Annotated in this window: 18 protein-coding genes; 13 read left to right on the forward strand and 5 right to left on the reverse strand. The window is 61.2% G+C overall.

Going from position 1 to position 19047, the window contains the following annotated elements:
• The first annotated feature begins 7 nt into the window (after positions 1-7).
• From PcP3B5_RS25375 to PcP3B5_RS25395, 9 genes are all read left to right on the forward strand, one after another.
• On the forward strand, positions 8-2050 hold the full coding sequence (locus PcP3B5_RS25375; RefSeq protein WP_061562715.1) for a type VI secretion system Vgr family protein: 2043 nt from the start codon (positions 8-10) through the stop codon (positions 2048-2050).
• A gap of 61 nt (positions 2051-2111) precedes the next feature.
• Positions 2112-4736, forward strand: a complete 2625-nt coding sequence (locus PcP3B5_RS25380) for a lysozyme family protein (RefSeq protein ID WP_051879286.1) — start codon at positions 2112-2114, stop codon at positions 4734-4736.
• Between the two features lies 1 nt (position 4737).
• Entirely contained in the window at positions 4738-5250 is a 513-nt protein-coding gene (locus tag PcP3B5_RS31670) for a hypothetical protein (RefSeq protein ID WP_141766295.1), read from the forward strand.
• 67 nt (positions 5251-5317) lie between these two features.
• Entirely contained in the window at positions 5318-6361 is a 1044-nt protein-coding gene (locus PcP3B5_RS31675) for a tetratricopeptide repeat protein (protein ID WP_160336946.1), read from the forward strand.
• A gap of 81 nt (positions 6362-6442) precedes the next feature.
• The gene (locus tag PcP3B5_RS31680; protein ID WP_141766293.1) at positions 6443-7153 is read left to right on the forward strand and encodes a hypothetical protein; all 711 of its coding nucleotides are present in this window, start codon (positions 6443-6445) and stop codon (positions 7151-7153) included.
• A gap of 258 nt (positions 7154-7411) precedes the next feature.
• Positions 7412-8185, forward strand: a complete 774-nt coding sequence (locus tag PcP3B5_RS31685; RefSeq protein ID WP_141766292.1) for a tetratricopeptide repeat protein — start codon at positions 7412-7414, stop codon at positions 8183-8185.
• 470 nt (positions 8186-8655) lie between these two features.
• Complete coding sequence (locus tag PcP3B5_RS25385; protein ID WP_043273253.1) at positions 8656-8967, forward strand: ArsR/SmtB family transcription factor; 312 nt, start codon at positions 8656-8658, stop codon at positions 8965-8967.
• Positions 8968-9014: 47 nt separating this feature from the next.
• Positions 9015-10178 carry an MFS transporter gene (locus PcP3B5_RS25390; RefSeq protein WP_043273254.1) on the forward strand — a complete coding sequence of 388 codons (1164 nt, stop codon included), beginning with the start codon at positions 9015-9017 and terminating at the stop codon, positions 10176-10178.
• 57 nt (positions 10179-10235) lie between these two features.
• Positions 10236-11285, forward strand: coding sequence for an alkene reductase (locus PcP3B5_RS25395; RefSeq protein ID WP_043273255.1), 1050 nt, complete (start codon positions 10236-10238; stop codon positions 11283-11285).
• 430 nt (positions 11286-11715) lie between these two features.
• On the opposite strand, the gene PcP3B5_RS25400 is transcribed toward PcP3B5_RS25395, so the two are convergent.
• The 3 genes from PcP3B5_RS25400 to PcP3B5_RS25410 all read right to left on the reverse strand — a co-directional run bounded on the left by PcP3B5_RS25400 (position 11716) and on the right by PcP3B5_RS25410 (position 13545).
• Positions 11716-11961, reverse strand: a complete 246-nt coding sequence (locus tag PcP3B5_RS25400) for a hypothetical protein (RefSeq protein WP_009615887.1) — start codon at positions 11959-11961, stop codon at positions 11716-11718.
• On the reverse strand, positions 11958-12443 hold the full coding sequence (locus PcP3B5_RS25405; protein ID WP_043273256.1) for a hypothetical protein: 486 nt from the start codon (positions 12441-12443) through the stop codon (positions 11958-11960). Before PcP3B5_RS25405 ends, PcP3B5_RS25400 begins: the two co-directional genes overlap by 4 nt.
• Before the next feature lie 262 nt (positions 12444-12705).
• Entirely contained in the window at positions 12706-13545 is an 840-nt protein-coding gene (locus PcP3B5_RS25410) for a kinetochore Spc7 family protein (RefSeq protein WP_043273258.1), read from the reverse strand.
• 263 nt (positions 13546-13808) lie between these two features.
• On the opposite strand from PcP3B5_RS25410, the gene PcP3B5_RS25415 reads away from it, so the two are divergent.
• Positions 13809-14078, forward strand: a complete 270-nt coding sequence (locus tag PcP3B5_RS25415; RefSeq protein ID WP_024128440.1) for a hypothetical protein — start codon at positions 13809-13811, stop codon at positions 14076-14078.
• Positions 14079-14159: 81 nt separating this feature from the next.
• On the opposite strand, the gene PcP3B5_RS25420 is transcribed toward PcP3B5_RS25415, so the two are convergent.
• Positions 14160-15149, reverse strand: coding sequence for an NAD-dependent epimerase/dehydratase family protein (locus PcP3B5_RS25420; protein WP_043273260.1), 990 nt, complete (start codon positions 15147-15149; stop codon positions 14160-14162).
• A gap of 178 nt (positions 15150-15327) precedes the next feature.
• Here PcP3B5_RS25420 and PcP3B5_RS25425 point away from each other — a divergent pair, with 178 nt between their 5' ends.
• Positions 15328-16380, forward strand: a complete 1053-nt coding sequence (locus PcP3B5_RS25425) for a saccharopine dehydrogenase family protein (RefSeq protein ID WP_043273261.1) — start codon at positions 15328-15330, stop codon at positions 16378-16380.
• Here PcP3B5_RS25425 and PcP3B5_RS25430 read toward each other — a convergent pair.
• Complete coding sequence (locus PcP3B5_RS25430) at positions 16367-17266, reverse strand: LysR family transcriptional regulator ArgP (protein ID WP_009615882.1); 900 nt, start codon at positions 17264-17266, stop codon at positions 16367-16369. The genes PcP3B5_RS25425 and PcP3B5_RS25430 overlap by 14 nt on opposite strands.
• A gap of 175 nt (positions 17267-17441) precedes the next feature.
• Between PcP3B5_RS25430 and PcP3B5_RS25435 the strand changes: the two genes are divergently transcribed.
• Together PcP3B5_RS25435 and sodB are read left to right on the forward strand one after the other, a co-directional pair.
• Entirely contained in the window at positions 17442-18044 is a 603-nt protein-coding gene (locus tag PcP3B5_RS25435) for a LysE/ArgO family amino acid transporter (RefSeq protein ID WP_009615881.1), read from the forward strand.
• A gap of 309 nt (positions 18045-18353) precedes the next feature.
• Positions 18354-18935: a superoxide dismutase [Fe] gene (sodB, locus tag PcP3B5_RS25440; RefSeq protein ID WP_009615879.1), complete on the forward strand. Its 582-nt coding sequence runs from the start codon at positions 18354-18356 to the stop codon at positions 18933-18935.
• Positions 18936-19047 lie beyond the last annotated feature (112 nt).

Consider the following 19047-nt stretch of genomic DNA (forward strand, 5'->3'; position numbering starts at 1 on the left):
CCCGAGCATGTTCAACCCGGCCAACCAGACCCACTTCAGCCTGACCCTCGACGGCCTGGAGCACGACTTCCAGGTCCTGCGCTTCCACGGTCGCGAAGCCATCAGCCAGCCCTACCGCTTCGAGCTGGAACTGGTCAGCGAACGCCCCAGCCTCGACCTGGAAGCCCTGCTGCACAAGCCCGCGTTCCTCGCCTTCAGCCCCGCCGGGCCGGGCGTCCACGGGCTGATCCAGCAGGCTGGGCAAGGCGACGCCGGCCAGCGCCTGACCCGCTACCGGGTGGTCCTGGCGCCGCAGCTGGCCTACCTCGCGCTGCGCAGCAACCAGCGCATCTTCCAGCAGCTGACGGTGCCGCAGATCATCGCCCGGGTGCTGGAGGAGCACGGCATCCTCGCCGATGCCTACCGCTTCCAGCTCGGCCCCACCGTCTACCCGCCGCGCGACTACTGCACCCAGTACGACGAGAGCGACCTGCACTTCGTCCAGCGCCTGTGCGAAGAGGAAGGCCTCCATTACCACTTCGAGCACAGCCCCGACGGGCACCTGCTGGTGTTCGGCGACGACCAGACCGCCTTCCCGCGCCTGGGCCAGCCCACGCCCTACATCGCCGACACCGGCCTAGTGGCCGACGAGCCGGTGATCAAGGGCTTCGTCCTGCGCCTGGAAGGCCGCACCAGCCGCGTGACCCGCCGCGACTACGACTTCCAGAAGCCGCGCCTGCGCATGGAAGCGGCCTACCGGCCGCAGCAGAAACAGGACCAGCCGGACCTGGAAGACTACGACTACCCCGGCCGCTTCACCGACCGCGAGCGCGGCAAGCTGCTGAGCCAGCGCAGCCTGGAAAGGCACCGCGCCGACTACCGCCAGGCCGAGGGCCGCAGCGACCAGCCGAACCTGTGCAGCGGCCACTTCCTGGAAATGTCCGAGCACCCGCGCGGCGAATGGAACGACCTCTGGCTGCTCACCGAGGTGCGGCACGAAGGCAGGCAGCCGCAGGTGCTGGAAGAGTCCATCACCAGCGACACCGCCGACAGCCAGGACGACTTCCACCAGGGCTACCGCAACCGCTTCCTCGCCACCCCCTGGGACGTGCACTACCGCCCGCCACTGGCCCACCCCAAGCCGCGGGTGCTGGGTACCCAGACCGCCGTGGTGACCGGCCCGGCGGGCGAGGAAATCCACTGCGACAAGTACGGGCGGGTCAAGGTGCAGTTCCACTGGGACCGCGAGGGCCAGGCCGACGACAAGACCAGTTGCTGGCTGCGCGTGGCCGGCGGCTGGGCCGGCAACGCCCTGGGCGCCGTGGCCATCCCGCGCGTCGGCATGGAAGTGCTGGTGGACTTCCTCGAAGGCGACCCGGACCAGCCACTGGTCAGCGGTTGCCTGTACCACGCCGAGCACCTGCCGCCCTACGAATTGCCGGCCCACAAGACCCGCACCCTGTTCAAGAGCAACAGCTCGCCGGGCGGCAGCGGCTACAACGAACTGCGCATCGAGGACCGCAAGGGCCAGGAACAGATCTTCATCCATGCCCAGCGCGACTGGGACGAAAACATCGAGCACGACCAGAAGATCCGCGTCGGCCACGAACGCCACGACACCGTGGAAGCCAACGCCTACGGCGAGTTCAAGGCCGAGGAGCACCAGACCATCCACCTCGACCGCAAGGTGGAGGCCAGGCTCGACGACCACCTGGCGGTGGCCAACAACCAGCACATCCGCCTGGGCAATGCCCAGCTGACCCGCGCCGGCCGGGAAATCCACCTCAAGGCCGGGCAGAAACTGGTGATCGAGGCCGGCCAGGAACTGACCCTCAAGGCCGGCGGCAGCTTCATCAAGCTCGACGCCAGCGGCGTCACCGTGTTCGGTCCGCTGGCGAAGATCAACGCCGGCGGCTCGCCGGGCAGCGGTTCGGGCATCGCCCTCAAGTCCCCCCTGCAACCGGGCGCCGCGGATGCGGACAAGGCCGGCGGGCCGATGGACGAGGCGCTGGCCAATCAACCGCTGGAGCGGACGATCGACAGGCCCCGAATGGTCAATTTCTCCTTCTGAACACCAGGCAAGGTCGCGCGCTGGTGCGCCGTCCCAACGGAACTGAAAACGGAACATCACCATGGAAAAGCAGAAGAAAGTCGAGCGCTGGTCCTACCCCTTCAAGGCCAAGGGCAGTAACGGCGGCGCAAGCAGCGAAATCACCGATCCGCAGGTCTACTACGACGCGCTGGCGAAGGCCGGAAGCGGCTTCTACCCGGTCTCCAGCAACGGCCTGTGGCACGGTGGCGTGCACTTCGACCAGAACACCGGCGCACAGCTGGACCAATCGTCCGTCCGCTGCATCGCCGACGGTGAAGTGGTCGCCTATCGCATCGACGGGAAGTACAAGACGCTCACCTATGGCGAAGGCGCGAGCGCTCACGAGACGATCTACTCCACCGGCTTCGTGCTGGTGAGGCATCGACTGGAATTGCCACCGGCTCCCGCCCCGGCCACTCCAGCTGCCGGCGGCACCCAGCCCGCCGCGACGCCCCCGGCCGTGGAACCGGACCTGACGTTCTACAGCCTGTACATGCACCTGATGGACTGGCAGGGCTACCAGGACAAGCCCGAGCTGGAACGGCCGGCCTTCTGGGCAGGCGACACCCGTACCGTCAAGCAGAGCGCTCCCGACAAGCTCCAGGGCCTGCGGGTCCGCGCAACGCCGAACGGCACCGTACTGGGTGTGCTGCCCCGCGGCACCCTGGTCGAGGCGGAAGCCGCCGGGCCGGGCATCAACCCGAACTGGTTGAAGTTCATCCGCGCCACCCCCGCCGTGGCGGGGCTCGCGGAAAACACCGGATACCTGCACAAGGGCCCTGCCGACGGTTCGGTGCTGAAAGCACTGGGTGAAGGCCGCTATATCGTCAACCACAAGGCCAAGGACCCCATCGAGCCCGCTCAGAAAGGCGCGAACATCCGCTTGGCCGCCAACGGGAACTCTCCCATCCTTGGCCTTCTCCCTGCGGGAACCCAGGTACGCGTCTCCCCCACCGCCACCACCAAGAGCTACCACAAGCTCCTCGCGATCACCCAAGGCAGCGCCACGCCCGCGGTGAGCGCCGAGCAACTGGCAAGCGAAGGCTACGTGTGGGTGAAGGACCTGGAAGCAGTCAAGGAACCACAAGCGCGCGACAGCGTGTTCCTCGTCGAGCCGCCCGTCCCCATCCAGGCCGGCGCGCTGATCGGCCACCTCGGCAAGTACCAGGCCGCGACGCAAGGCGCCCCGCAGGATCTCCTGCATCTGGAAGTCTTCACCTGCGACGACATGGAGTCCTTCGTTACCCAGAGCCGCGCCAGGGCGAAGCAACTCAAGCCGGAACAGAAGACCCTGCTGAAGATCCCCTCCGAAACCAAGCTCATCACCCGGGAAGACGCCACCCAAGAGAACCCGCCGCAGGTCTCCGACCCCGGCCAGCCCACCGCCTACGACATGATCCTGCCCCTGGCCGTACTCGAAGCCCTGCCAGCGGAAAGGAAAATCACCCTCACCACGACCACGGGCGGCACCACCACCACCGAACGATGGTGGAAGCTGGAAAACATGCCCGGCAAGGATGGCCAACCGATCGGAGGCTGGGTGAAGGAAGACGAACTCATCACCCCCCGCCTGCATCCCTGGGACTGGGAAGGCTTCGACTTCATCAAGGAAACCAGCACCCTGAGCGACCAGTACGCGTGCAAGCTCAGCAGCGATGGCGTACTGGACGATGGCGAGAAGACCAACTACCAGGCCCAGATCAACCAAGGCGACAGCGGCCCCATCAAGGAACGGCTGTACGACATCATCGACACCAACCACGATGAAAAACTCACCCCCGAGGAGATCAGGAACGCCCTCGGCAAACCCTGGCACGCACAGTCGATCAGCCGGCTGATTGTTCAATATGAGAGTGAGTGGTATGCCGACCCTGGTTTAAGTAAGTGGGAGGCGTTGAATTGCTATATGACCAAGGAAGGTGAGAAGGATTGGGCAAAGGAAAAAGAAAGAATAAAGTCACTTATCTGGTGGACCGGTTCGATGGTTAGCAACGAGCAATCTGATACAGGAATAGCATCCCACCTCCATCCTTTAGGTTTATTATCGCACTTTTCCAAAGTAGCGAAGCGAAGTGACTTGCTTGTTCGGAGAGGCCAGGTGACCTTTGATGCAGAAGGCAATGACATTCCCGGAAATCTTTACTTCAGCCGACGACTCCATTGGCCTGGTGGTGCTTCAGGCGTAACTTTAGGGCGAGGCTATGACATGAAGCAACGTACACCTACCACAGTTTATGCAGATTTAATTGCTGCAGGTGTTGAACCCAGTGCTGCTCAAAATTTTTCACAAGGAGCTCAACTCTCGGGCCATGCGGCCAGAGATTTTGTCAATAATAATAGAGAGACATACGGAGTAATATCCAGGAAAGCTCAACGCATACTTTTCGAAGACATAACCTATCCAAGATACGAGACAGCTGCAAAGACTAGATATACAAATGGGACAGCTGGAGAAACAGATGCAACACCATGGGAGAGCCTAAACGACCGGATAAGAGATATTGCTGTTGACCTAACCTATCAACAGGGGAGCATATGGGACAGACAGCTCCCACATATATCATCTAATGACCCAGAAGCACTTGCTGAATACATTCGCAATACACCAGAACTGTCTCAATATGAAGGCGGCCGACAAAGGGCCAGATACTTAACTGGAAACTAAGATGAACAAAGCAATCCTAGCGATAACTTTACTACTAACCACCAGCTCATGCTTTTCCACTGAGGATCAAAAAAATAACCATGATAACAAAGTAGACACTGCTTCAATGCATAAAATATCTTGGACTGGATGCTATAAGCAAAAAAGCTATCTCTGCACATCACCACAAGATGGCAGCAACTGTGAAGACAAATTCAATGACACACTAAAAATAACTTACACCCCCCCTAGGTATGCCGTTCAACTAAATAGTACGCAAGCCAATCAAAATATTTGCTCCTTCAACTTTGAGATGACAGAAAGCAACGGCCAATTAGTACATGAAACAGAGTTTGGTCGAATTCTAATTTTCCTCAAAGGAAATACCATAGAGATATCATCAAAAGGTATCGACCCAACCGCTCTCGGTTTGGGAGTTTGCGGTAATCATGCAGACATAAATGAATTGACATACAGTCTCGCAAACAAATCTGATAATGACTCAGATTGCGCCAAAATGGAGAGCGACCAATAAGAACGTGAATAAACCAAACCTCGTAGAGAAAAATTACAATCCTATTTAAAGCATGCATAAACATAAAATGAGACTTCTTTATGCCATACCAACTTTACTCATGGCATCATCGGCCACATTTGCAAGCTCTCCAACCGAAAAGCTATCTAATCCTTCTGGTGCCACGCAGAAATACATAATATCAATTCATGCTCCAGAGGCCGATGGCACACAACGCTTAGTTATTCGCACATCGGATAGTGATCATGTACTCATTGACTCCACCACTATACTCTCCCTAATTCCAAGCAAGAGTCCATTTGGCGGCCATGATGGCTTCATGCTCAGAACAAGCAGTAATCAGAAGGGTTCCTTGTTTTTAATAGACAACCAGTCAGAAACTCTCGAAATACCTCAGGCTACCAAAGACCCAATCGACAGAATCGTCCTAATTACTGAGGAGGAGGAGAACACTCAAAATAATTTCAACTTAGTTTATGACTACAAGGATGACACAAAGGACTTCGTGCTCAATGCGTTATATTCTGTACAGAATAACAGCCAGTGTGATCAGTCCGCCACAGCCATTTACAAGATAGCAAGCCCTTCAATAGAGAAAACTCTCAGTAAATTTGACGGAACTGAGACCTTCGGGCGCTTAAAAGCCATCAGAAAACAGTTGAACTCAAATGAGTCCTATGGAGAAAAGATCCTAACCAACCAAACATTATCGATCTATGAAAACGCCATAAAAGAATACAAATTGCGAAACAAAGGCAAACTAAAAGAAATAATTACCTCCCTGATTGAATCAGGCGGCGACTCCGAAACATGCCCACCAGAAAGCTATATCATCTCAAAATATTACCTTCCACAAGATCTTACTTTCAGCAACAACCTAGGGTTCCTCTTTGAGCAGACCGGCCACTATGCTGAAGCAATTACGCTACTACGAAAGGTAATCCAGGATAACCCACAGCGAACAGTTGCATACCTCAACCTTGCTGACAGTTATTGGGGAGCAGGGAATCACGCTTCAGCCAAGGAGAATTATCTTCACTATGTGAAACTAATGAGATCTGCAGACAAAGGTGGAAAAATTCCATCACGAATTTTGGAGCGCACACAGTAATACTGACACAGGCCAACTTAATATAATGAAAATACAGAAGCATAGTATTTCCATAGACTTTGAAGGAAAAGTCGAATGTGCATGAGATATAAGGACCTATATCTATACATAGGAGCGTTACTATCTGCATTTTCAAGCATGGTAAACGCCAGCACTAATGCCGAGTGCCCTAAAGAAGCTGGCTACGTAAAATATAGCGAAGTAAGATTTGAAAACTCAGTAGCTTGCATAACAAGCAACAACAGGTTAGCAAAATTAATAATAAAAAATGCGAATCCCGCCCAAACAGCAACGGAAAACACCACATTAATAGAACCATCTGACATACAAGAGAGAACAGTTCACCTTGAGAAAATCAATAACCAGGCAAACCTATACTTTGAATACCCAAACAATATATATCTTATAGCTATAAATACGAACAATACAAAATTAATTTATGCCACTCATTCAATAAAGGTCCCAGCATCAAGCGAAAATCTAGCCAACTCAGAGCTCACTCTAAAAACAAAAAATCAATTCTTAGAGTCAGCCAATATAAAAAGTATCACAAAAGATTTCCTGTTCAACAGCAGCAAGTTAGAGCTTTCATCTGAAACAAGATTAAAAATCACATCCAAAAAAGCTCTGCTTTGGGACTCACCGACTGCTGAAACCCCGACAAAAATGTATTTGATAAAAGGAGATATAGTCAGAACCACAGAATATAAGGATGGAAAACTAAAAATAAAATACATAACAGCCAAAGGAAAAGAAATCGAGAAGTGGATAAAAATCTCCGCCATCCTGTAATACAAGGCACCGTATTTCATGGCTAAAAAATAATACATATAAAACTAATTCCTTATCCAAGCACACCGTCCGCCAACTCAGATCAGAAGCAATTCTTCTTTATCTGTCTAGTAGAGTGATGTGACACGGTTGAGAACAATGATTAACATGTCAAAACCTATAGTTACGTCTATCACCTTAGTTCTCTCGGTTTACACTTGTGAATCCAAGGGAATGACAGGCGCACCGGAGTTACTCAAAGGAGTGGATACCCAAGTCATGCTGGATAACTGGAGCGATCATGCAAAAGCATGGCAAAAGATAACATTTAAAGACCAACAAAAGCAGTTCCAGATATACCAGAAAGAGCAACCCGCAGGACATAGCAGTATAGATAATACAAAAGAGTTCTTCTCTATATTTGGCGAATCACTCTCTCCAAGTAAAAAATTCCTTATTCTCCAGCGCGGAGAAACTGGGACACTTTATCTTGAAGATGGATCAACGAAAGAAACTGAATTATCGCATTGCGAAGTTATCAACATGAGCAATGGCTGCGTAATGCAGTCAAGATCTGCAGCGTACTGTACTGGACAATGGACATCCGATGATGAATGGATAAACCAAATCTCAGGAGGTGGTCAACAACCTCCAGTACTGGAGACTCCATCCCCTGTACAGCTAAAAGAAAAGATAGCAAAATTTTCTAGCCTAGATGAAAAAGCGTCAATAATCCAAGACCAGATGTACATGGGCTCCGCATCCTATCTGGCTTGTTTTCCTCCGTCTAAAAGGAACATTACCGATCTAAATGATATCGCTTACTTCTTAGCTGAGTCAGGAAAAAACCAGGAAGCATTAGAAATATACAAAGCACTAGAGATTGCTATCCCATCTAGGATGGTACTGAAACTGAATATGGCAGACTCTCTTTGGGCTGAAAACCAAAAACCAGAGGCCAAATCATACTACTCCGACTATAAGGAGTTAATGACAAAGTCCGGATTGACAAAAAAGATTCCTGCCAGGGTTTTTGAGCGAATATCAGATTAAGCAAAAGAAGTTCATGCGAATGAAGGCGTACCTCACCATCATACTTGCCACGCAAGTACCTTTGCTTGTCTCGGCCAATGCAGCTGAAATAACAAAAGAACAAGACGGAAGCATAATCTTAGAACATTCTTAAGACATGTAGAACAACATTCAGAAAATATGAGTAAATGGATTTTTATGCAACCGCCTCATTTCTGAGAGATTTACAGTTTTCGCATAGCGGGAGAAGATTTATTCTCTCTCCCTTACTAACCAGACCGAACCAACACAGTAAAAGTACATCATCCCCTTCTGCCCACGATCTCCCCTGCCCCTTGGCCGGCCCCACGCCAATCGGCCTAGTGACATCCCCTCTCTCCCACCACCCGCCTACTATCAACCCCATCGATCATCATCATCAGCTCAAACGAATTCATATCGCTTTTCACCGATATATAGTTCGTTCCCAAGCGATACACACAAAGGCAGCGATGAGCGAAGCACTGAACCTCGACGAGATCTTCAAGGCCCTGGCCCACCCCGTGCGGCGCGACATGCTGCGCTGGCTGAAGGAGCCGGAGCGCTATTTCGACGAGCAGGAGCACCAGCCTTTCGCCATCGGCGTCTGCGCCGGGAAGTTCGACCAGCGCACCGGGTTGTCGCAATCCACCGTGTCGGCACATCTGGCCACCCTCCAGCGCGCCGGATTGGTGACCAGTCGGAAAATCGGTCAGTGGCACTTCTTCAAACGCAATGAAGACACCATCGCGGCTTTTGTTCGCCACTTGAGCGAAGCGCTGTAGTCGCAGCGATCTGCCTAGAACGTCCCACTTTTTTCAGGAGCAGGCGCATGCCCCTTCCGCTTCTCGTCCTCGCTTTGTCCGCGTTCGCCATCGGCACCACGGAATTCGTCATCATGGGGCTGCTGCCGGACGTGGCCGGCGACCTCGCGGTGTCCATCCCCAGCGCCGGCTGGCTGGTCAGCGGCTATGCCTTCGGCGTGGCCATCGGCGCGCCCATCATGGCGATGCTCACGGCGAAACTGCCGCGCAAGCGCGCGCTGCTGATGCTCATGGGCATCTTCATCCTCGGCAACTTCCTCTGCGCGGTGGCTGCCAGCTACGGCATGCTGATGCTGGCGCGGATCGTCACCGCGCTCTGCCATGGCGCCTTCTTCGGCATCGGTTCGGTGGTCGCCGCCGGCCTGGTGCCGGCCAATCGCCGGGCTTCCGCCGTGGCGCTGATGTTCACCGGACTGACCCTAGCCAACGTGCTCGGCGTGCCCCTGGGCACCGCGCTGGGCCAGGTCGCCGGCTGGCGCTCGACCTTCTGGGTGGTGACGGTGATCGGCGTGTTCGCGCTCATCGGCCTGTGGCGCATCCTGCCCGCCGGGCACGACGAAGAGGCCGTGGACCTGCGCCAGGAAGCCGCGGCCCTGCGCAGCGGCCAACTGTGGCTGGCGCTGGCCACCACCGTGCTGTTCTCCGCCGCGGTGTTCGCCCTGTTCACCTACGTCGCGCCGCTGCTCGGCGAAGTCACCCAGGTGTCGCCGCGCGGCGTGACCTGGACACTGGTGCTGATCGGCCTGGGCCTGACCTTCGGCAACATCCTCGGCGGCCGCCTCGCCGACTGGCGCCTGGGCACCACCCTGGCCGGGGTGTTCGCCACCATGGCCGTGGTTTCCGCGGCGCTGAGCTGGACCAGCCACGCGCTGCTGCCGGCCGAGATCACTCTGTTCGTCTGGGCCGCGGCCGCCTTCGCCGCCGTGCCGGCCCTGCAGGTCAACGTGGTGCGCGTCGGCCAGGCCGCGCCGAATCTCGTCGCCACCCTGAACATCGGCGCCTTCAACGTCGGCAACGCCATCGGCGCCTGGGTCGGCGGCAGCGTCATCGACCACGGCCTGGGGCTGACTCGCGTGCCCCTGGCCGGCGCCCTGCTCGCAGTATTGGCGCTGATCGCGGTGATGATCGCCTTCAGCGGTAAGCCCAACCAGGCCCAACCCGTCCTGGACTGAACCCACCGTGCATCTACCGAACATCCACCGAACATCCCGTAACGGAGCACCGCAGCAATGACCACGCTCTTCGACCCGATCACCCTCGGCGACCTGCAACTGCCGAACCGCATCATCATGGCCCCGCTGACCCGCTGCCGCGCCGACGAGGGCCGCGTGCCCAACGCGCTGATGGCCGAGTACTACACCCAGCGCGCCGGCGCCGGCCTGATCCTCAGCGAAGCCACCTCGGTGACGCCCATGGGCGTCGGCTACCCCGACACCCCCGGCATCTGGTCCGACGACCAGGTGCGCGGCTGGAGCAACGTGACCAAGGCCGTGCACGCCAACGGCGGGCGCATCATGCTGCAGCTGTGGCACGTCGGCCGCATCTCCGACCCGCTGTACCTGAACGGTGAAACGCCGGTGGCGCCCAGCGCCATCAAGCCGGCCGGGCACGTCAGCCTGGTGCGTCCGATCAAGGAGTTCGTCACCCCGCGCGCGCTGGAGACCGAGGAAATCGCCGACATCGTCGAAGCCTACCGCCAGGGCGCCGAGAACGCCAAGGCCGCCGGCTTCGACGGCGTAGAGATCCACGGCGCCAACGGCTACCTGCTCGACCAGTTCCTGCAGAGCAGCACAAACCAGCGCACCGACCAGTACGGCGGCTCCATCGAAAACCGCGCGCGCCTGCTGTTGGAAGTCACCGACGTCGCCATCGAGGTGTGGGGCGCCGGCCGCGTCGGCGTGCACCTGGCGCCGCGCATGGACTCCCACGACATGGGCGACGCCGACCCGCTGGCGACCTTCGGCTACGTGGCCCGCGAACTGGGCAAGCGCGGCATCGCCTTCATCTGCACCCGCGAGAAGGAAGGCCCCGACAGCATCGGCCCGAAACTGAAGGAAATCTTCGGCGGCCCCTACATCGCCAACGAGCGCTTCACCAAGGCCAGCGCCAACGCCTGGCTGGCCAGCGGCAAGGCGGACGCAGTGGCCTTCGGCATCCCCTTCATCGCCAACCCGGACCTGGTGGAGCGCCTGGCCAAGGACGCGCCGCTGAACGAAGCGCATCCGGAAACCTTCTACGCCAAGGGGCCGGTCGGCTATCTGGATTACCCGCGGCTGTAAGGACAGGGCATGAAGAAAAGGGCGCCTCCTGGAGGCGCCCTTTTCGTTTGCGGCGGATATGTTGCCAACTGCGCCGGCGCGCTTTTCGTAGGATGGGTTGAGCCTGCGAAACCCATGCGGTGGTGGGTGATGGGTATCGCTTCGGTTGAGGGTTAAGAGCCTAGAGCCCTCTCCCCAGCCCTCTCCCTGAAGGGAGAGGGGGCTTGTCCGTGCCGAGAGGGGGCCTGGTTTTAACCGGTAATCTCTGTGCTAGCCGGCTGACTCCATCCAAGCGCTCCGAACGATCCCCTCTCCCTTCAGGGAGAGGGAACGGAGCCAACCCAAAGCACGAAAGCCACCGGTGAATACCGTTACAAACCATGTAGGAGCGCGCCCTGCGCGCGAATCGCGGGCAGGGCGCGCTTGCGACAATAAATCTTAGCGAGGTCCCTCACTCGTCTGCCGCCTTGTTGCGTTCGTAAAAGAAGCAGACGCCGATGATGAAACCGAACAATCCCACTGTAGGCAAGTCGATCATCCACAGCCGGAATGGTGGCTGCCAATACATCAACACACCCCCTATCAACACCAGCGCCACCGCCAGCCAAGTCCTGCTGGAACTTTTCCTCACGCAGCGGAACAGCACCAGCATCAGGACAAAGGCGACGAACAGATGGATCAACTCGCTGAGCATCATGTCGGGTGGGCTCGGGTAATCAGAGTCGATTGCAAGGTGGCCTGGGGACCGATACCGCCACCGACACTGGCCGCCACGCTCAATATCCTGTCGCCGGCATGAAAACTCCTCAGCCGAGAAAGTGAGTACTTTCTTACCGCCCCACCTGCGGCAATACCGGCAAACTTGTTGCCGAAGCCTACCAGGCCCCCGGCAATGCCACTCAGGGTGAGCGCGACCTGGAGATTCTGCCTATTTAGAGCATCCGCCACTTGTCGAGTCAGCGGTTCGGACAGGGCGACTTCAAGACTGCATTCCCTGTCTTTGACCTGCATATAGTCGAAGACTTCAATGACGAAGTCGGCGACATCCTGATTCGGCAGCGACGTCGATGAATAGCGCAGCAACCTCAGGCGATTGCGTTCATGGGGCTGCAAATGGATGCTGGTCAGCGCAAAACAGATGCCCCGGCTGCTGCAAATCGATCGTTGTTGCGTCTCCACATACCGAGCCTTTGTCCATAAAAGGCCCTAGCAGAATGGAATCGCTTTGCCCGGCATAGCCCGCGGAGCACAAAGACGAAAGTGCTGACATGCATACAAGAGCCTGGACATTCCAGGTCGTATGAGCGCTATAGGATTTATCCGCGATCCAGCCCCAGTGCAGGCCTGATGCTTATCGCGGATAAGATTCGCCCCGCACATTCCCATGTAGGAGCGCGCCCTGCGCGCGAATCGCGGGCAGGGCCCGCTCCTACACGGGCGCTCAGCGATTGGTCAGCTGCTGCTGGAGGTTCTGCACCTGCGCCTGCAGCGCGTTGATGTTGCGCGTGACCTGGGCGCGGAAGGCGTCGAATTCGGCGGTGCTGCCGCCCTGCTGGCCCTGCTTGCCTTCGACTTCGCTGCGCAGGATCAGCAGGTCGTCCTGGATGCTCTTGATCGACTGGCTCTGGTCGCCGCGCTTCTTCAGCGCCGCGACGTCGGCGCTCAGGTTCTGGATCTGCGCGTTGGCGGTGGCCAGGTCGCCCTGCAGGCTCTTCACCTTGGCCTGTTCGTCGGCCAGCGACTTGATCTTGCCGTCGAGCTGGGCGATCAGCTGCGCGGCGCTGTCCTGCTGGGCCTTGAGTTCGTTGCTCAGTTGGTCGAGGCGCTTGGCCTGCTGGCCATCGATCTGCGACAGCGAGTCCTGCTGCTGGCGCGCCTGGTCGGCGAGCCGGCCCTGCAGCTGCTTGACCTGCAGCTTGAGCTGCTCGCGCTCGCTGGTCACCGAGGACTCGTTCTGGACGAACTTGCCGCGGATGTCGTCGAGGCGGCCGGCGGCTTCCTCGCTGATCTTGGCGAAGCTTTCCTGGGTGGCGATCAACTGGTGCTCCATCAGCGCCAGTTGCTGGTGGCTCCACCAGGCCAGGCCGCCGAGGGCGATGGCCATGGCCGCCACCAGCGCCCACAGCGGCCCGGTGCTGGCGCCGCCCTTGGGCTGGGGCGCCAGGCGCTGGCCACCGGGCTCGTAGACGCGGCGCGGATGGTGGCCGAACTCGTCGCGGTCGGCGGCGTCGGTGGTCAGGCTGGGCACATCGTCGAAGTCGTCGAAACTGTCGTTACGCATGAAGGAAACCTGTGGGGGGAAAGCGGCATGGCGCCTGCGCAGGGCGCAGTATATCCGTTCGCGCCGGCGGCTTGGACAGCGCGCCATCGGGGGGCGCGGCGCACCGCGGCGGCGCGCACGGGCCCTGGCAGAGACCACGCCGGCGCGGCCGGGGTTCCCGCCAGGCCGCGGAAATAGTGGCAAGGCGACAGTATGGCATATGCCTTGCTCCGCCTCCGCACCGGCGCCGCCCTGGCGCCCACTGCGGGGGAGGGAGTTGGGTGATCGAATTCAACAAGGCCATCCTGGACTGCATGCGCGAACTGCGCCGCCGTCTGCGCGAAGAACAGGCGCTGGACATCCGGTTCCAGCAAGCCGACGCCATCGCACTCATGCTGCGCGCCTGCGAGGGCTCCAGCCGGGACGACACCCGCGAACTGGGCCAGCGCCTCAGCGAGCTGAGCGGCGTGCGCCTGCCGCGGGTGGTGCAGGAGCCGAGCTTCCTGCCCAGCGAGTCCGGGCAGCGGCATTACTCGGGGCCGCTGCGCGGATGACGGCGGGGTCGGGTGCAGCATGGGCCCGGGCGATGGGTTTCGCTGCGCTCTACCCATCCTACGAAAGCCGCGAAGGGCTCTTCAGAGCCCGCTGGCCTTCCACCAGTCGCAGAACTCGTCCACCGCGTCCCACAGGCTGGCGCGTGGCTCGTAGCCGAGGAACTGGCGGGCGCGGCCGATATCCAGGCTGAAGTCCTTGGCCAGCACCGCCATTCCCATGCGCGTCAGCACCGGCTCGGGGCGGCCCGGACGCAGATAGCAGAGGCCTTCGTTCAGCGCCGCCACCGACCAGGCCAGGGGATAGGGCATGTGCGCGGTCACCGGTGGCAGGTCGAGGCGGCGCATCACGTAGTTGACCACGTCCCACAGCGGCACCGGTTGGCCGTTGCTGATGTTGTAGGCCTGGCCCAGCGCGGTGCCGGTGACCAGCAAGGCGCTGAACAGGGCGTCGTTGAGGTTCTGGATGCTGGTGAAGTCGACCTTGTTCAGACCCTTGCCGATGATCTTCAGCTTGCCCTTGCGCTGCGCCGCGATCATCCGCGGGAAGATGCTGGTGTCGCCGGCGCCGGTGACGAAACGCGGGCGCAGCGCCAGCACCTCCAGGCCGAACTCGGCGGCGCCCAGGGCGACCTTCTCCGACTGGTACTTGGTGGCGCCGTAGTGGTTGGCGAAGCGCGTCGGCACCTGGTCCTCGTTCAGGCCGACGTGGGCGCGGCCGTCGAAGTAGATCGACGGCGAGGACAGGTGCACCAGGCGCCGCACGCCCTGCTTCAGGCAGGCCTCGACCACGCTCTCGGTCATCACTACGTTGGCCTGGTGGAAGTGTTCGTAGGGGCCCCACACGCCCACCGCGCCGGCGCAGTGCACCACCGCATCGACGCCCTCGCACAGGCGCCGCACCAGGGCCGCGTCCGCCAGGTCGCCCGGCATGAACTCCGCGCCCCGCCGCACCAGCGGCTCCAGGGCCTCGGCGCGGCGGCCGTTGACGCGGACCGCCAGGCCCTGCTCCAGGGCGAAGCGGGCGAAACGCCCGCCGATGAACCCGCTCGCGCCGGTGACCAGAATCTTCATGCACGCACCTCTATAGTTGTTGTCTGCCGACTCTAGCAGGCCACCCGCCCGGCCACGCTGGCCGCGCACGCCAGAACGGCATCCTTGCGAGCCGCCCGACTCGCGGCCGGGTGACAGCCGGCGGCAAGGCCGGTTAGAACCCCGGCGATCCTTCCCCGTTCCCTGTGCGAGGCCCCGAATGAGCAAGCCCTACTGGATGATCTATGGCGCCAACGGTTATACCGGCCGCCTGCTGGCCGAGGAGGCCCGGCGCCAGGGCCTGAGCCCGCTGCTGGGCGGGCGCGATCCCGCCGCCGTGCAGGCGCTGGGTAGCGTGCTGGGCCTGGAGTGCCGGGTATTCGGCGCCGAGGGCGCGGGCGCGGCCCTGGCCGACGTCGCCGTGCTGGCCAACTGCGCCGGGCCCTTCTCCGCCACCGCCGCGCCGCTGCTGGAGGCGTGCCTGGCCAATGCCACGCACTACGTCGACATCACCGGCGAGATCGGCGTCTTCGAACACGCCCACGGCCTGGACGAGCGCGCCCGCGCCGCCGGCTGCGTGGTCTGCCCCGGCGTCGGCTTCGACGTCATCCCCACCGACTGCGTCGCCGCCTGCCTGGCCGAGGCCCTGCCCGACGCCACCCAACTGGCGCTGGGCTTCGACACCGGCAGCGGGCTCTCGCCGGGCACCGCCGCGACCACGGTGGAAGGCCTGAAGCTGGGCGGCAAGGTGCGCCGCGACGGCCGCCTGGTGGAGGTGCCGCTGGGCTACAAGCGCCGCGACATCGACTTCGGCCGCGGCCTCAAGCATGCCGTGAGCATTCCCTGGGGCGACGTCGCCACCGCCTTCTACAGCACCGGCATCCCCAACATCGAGGTGTACCTGCCGGCGCCGCCGCTGGCGGCCATGGGCATGCGCCTGATCGACCCACTACGCCCGCTGCTCGGCCGCGACGGCGTCCAGCACTGGCTCAAGCGCCAGGTGCAGCGGCGCGTGAAGGGCCCCGACGAGCAGGCCCGCAGCCGGTTGCGCACCTGGGTCTGGGGCGAGGTGCGCAACGGCCGCGGCGAGCGGCGCACGGCGCGCCTGGAGACCGCCAACGGCTACGACGTCACCGTACACGGCGTGCTCCTGGCCGTGCGCCACCTGCTCGGCCACGACGGCCCCGGCGGCTACTTCACGCCCTCGCAGCTGTTCGGCCCGCGCTGCGTGGAGGCCCTGCCGGGCAGCGGGCGCATCGTCATCCGCGGCTGATCGGCACCAGGCTGGCGGCGGCCCGGCGCAGCAGGTGGGCGGTCAGCGCGGCGAGCAGCTCGCCGCCGTTGCGCCAGTGGTGCCAGTACAGCGGCACGTCGATGACCTGGCCCGGCAGCAGTTCCACCAGCTCGCCGCGGGCCAGTTCGCCCTGCACCTGCTGCTCCGGCACCAGGCCCCAGCCCAGGCCGCCGCAGGTCATGCGCACGAAGCCCTCGGACGAGGGGCACAGGTGGTAGATGAAGGTGCCGTCCACGCCGAGGTCGGCAAGGTAGCGGTGCTGCAACTGGTCATCCGGGCCGTAGACGATCGCCGGCGCCCGCGCCAGGGCCTCGACGCGCACGCCCTCGGGGAAATGCCGGGCGACGAACGCCGGGCTGGCCAGGCCGCGGTAGCGCATCGCTCCCAGCGGCTCGCTGCGCGCACCCGCCACCGGCCGCGGGCTGGCGCACAGGCAGCCAGCCACCTCGCCGGCGCGCATGCGCTTGAGGCCCACCTCCTGGTCTTCCACCACCAGGTCCAGCAGCACCCGGCGCTCGGCGCAGAAATCACCGATGGCAGCGGCCCACCAGGTCGCCAGACTGTCGGCGTTGAGCGCCAGGCGCAGGCGCTCGGGCGAGCCGCCCTCGTCCAGCGCCGGCACCCACTGCTGCAGGTCGCCCTCCAGCAGGCGCACCTGCTGCACGTGGTTGAGCAGGCGGCGGCCCAGCTCGGTGGGCTGCGGCCGCGCCGCGCGCACCAGCACCGGCTGGCCGACGCGCGCCTCGAGCAGCTTGATGCGCTGCGAGATCGCCGACTGCGACAGGCCCAGGGCCTGGGCGCCGCGTTCGAAGCCGCCCTGCTCCACCACCGCCGCCAGGGCGGCCAGCAACTTGTAGTCGAACATCAGTTTTCCTAATGAGCCATCAACAGGATTCGTTTTCCTTATACAGGCACAAGCCCCAGACTCGCCAGGCATTCCCCCTCGAACCCGCCCACCGGAGCCCGACCATGCCTGGCCTGACCCTCCCCGTTCCCTCGCCGTCCCGCCAGTGCTCCAACTGCCAAGGGAGAGCCTGAACATGTGGCAGAGCTACCTCAACGGCCTGCTGGTGGCCGCCGGCCTGATCATCGCCATCGGCGCGCAGAACGCCTTCGTCCTGGCCCAGAGCCTGCGCCGCGAGCATCACCTGTCGGTGGCCGCGCTCTGCGTGCTGTGCGACGCCGTGCTGGTCAGCGCCGGGGTGTTCGGCCTGGCCAAGGTGCTGGCAGAGAACCCCACGCTGCTGGCCGTGGCCCGCTGGGGCGGGGTGATCTTCCTGACCTGGTACGGCGCCAAGGCGCTGCGCCGCGCCATCGCCCCGCAGGCCATGGCCGACGCCGGGCAGACCGGCCCGCGCTCGCGCCGGGCGGTGCTGATGGCGGCGCTGGCGGTGACCCTGCTCAACCCCCACGTGTACCTGGACACCGTGCTGCTGATCGGCTCCCTCGGCGCCCAGCAGGCCGCGCCCGGCGCCTATGCCATGGGCGCGGCCAGCGCCTCGCTGCTGTGGTTCTTCACCCTGGCCCTGGGCGCCGCCTGGCTCGCGCCCTGGCTGGCGCGCCCGGCCACCTGGCGGCTGGTCGACCTGATGGTGGCGGTGATGATGCTCGGCATGGCCAGCCAACTGGTGTTCGCCGCCTGAGCCCGGCGACGAAACAGATCGAACCCCGGAGCCCCACGGCAGTCGACCCCAGTGCGCGGGAACGCCCCGCACCGGCACTGGCGCGCGGCTTTGCCCCTACAGTTGCTGCGTGGATATGCCGGGGGGCGGGTGCTATGATCCGAGGTTCGCGGCGCCAGCCTGCCAGGCCTGCTGGACGCACCCGACGCGCGCCTCGCTCTGCGGAGCAGGGGCGCTACGTACGGATGCCGCGACAATCACGAACCGGCCCCGTGTACCGGTCGCGCGTTCGCCGCGCTAGCCCTGACCTGAGGAAATAGGAGAAACACCATGGCTTTCGAATTGCCGCCGCTGCCTTACGCCAAGAACGCCCTTGAGCCGCACATTTCCGCGGAAACCCTCGAATACCACCACGACAAGCACCACAACACCTACGTCGTGAACCTGAACAACCTGATCCCGGGCACCGAGTTCGAAGGCAAGAGCCTGGAAGACATCGTCAAGACCTCTTCGGGCGGCATCTTCAACAACGCGGCCCAGGTGTGGAACCACACCTTCTACTGGGAATGCCTGACCCCCAACGGCGGTGGCCAGCCCACCGGCGCCCTGGCCGATGCCATCAACGCCGCCTTCGGTTCCTTCGACAAGTTCAAGGAAGAGTTCACCAAGACCGCCATCGGCACCTTCGGCTCCGGCTGGGCCTGGCTGGTGAAGAAGGCCGACGGCTCCCTGGCCCTGGCCAGCACCATCGGCGCCGGCAACCCGCTGACCAGCGGCGACACCCCGCTGCTGACCTGCGACGTGTGGGAACACGCCTACTACATCGACTACCGCAACCTGCGTCCGAAGTACGTCGAAGCCTTCTGGAACCTGGTCAACTGGGACTACGTGGCGAAGAACTTCGCTGCCTGATACCCTCGGTTGCTCCGCGGAAACCCGGCCTGAAGCCGGGTTTCTGCTTTCTGCGCGCCAGAAGGACAAGGCTCGGCTAACCTGAGAGTCGGATTTGGTCGGAAAAGGGTGA

Origin of the sequence: Pseudomonas citronellolis, from assembly GCF_001586155.1 — a bacterium.
Classification (GTDB): Bacteria; Pseudomonadota; Gammaproteobacteria; order Pseudomonadales; family Pseudomonadaceae; genus Pseudomonas; species Pseudomonas citronellolis.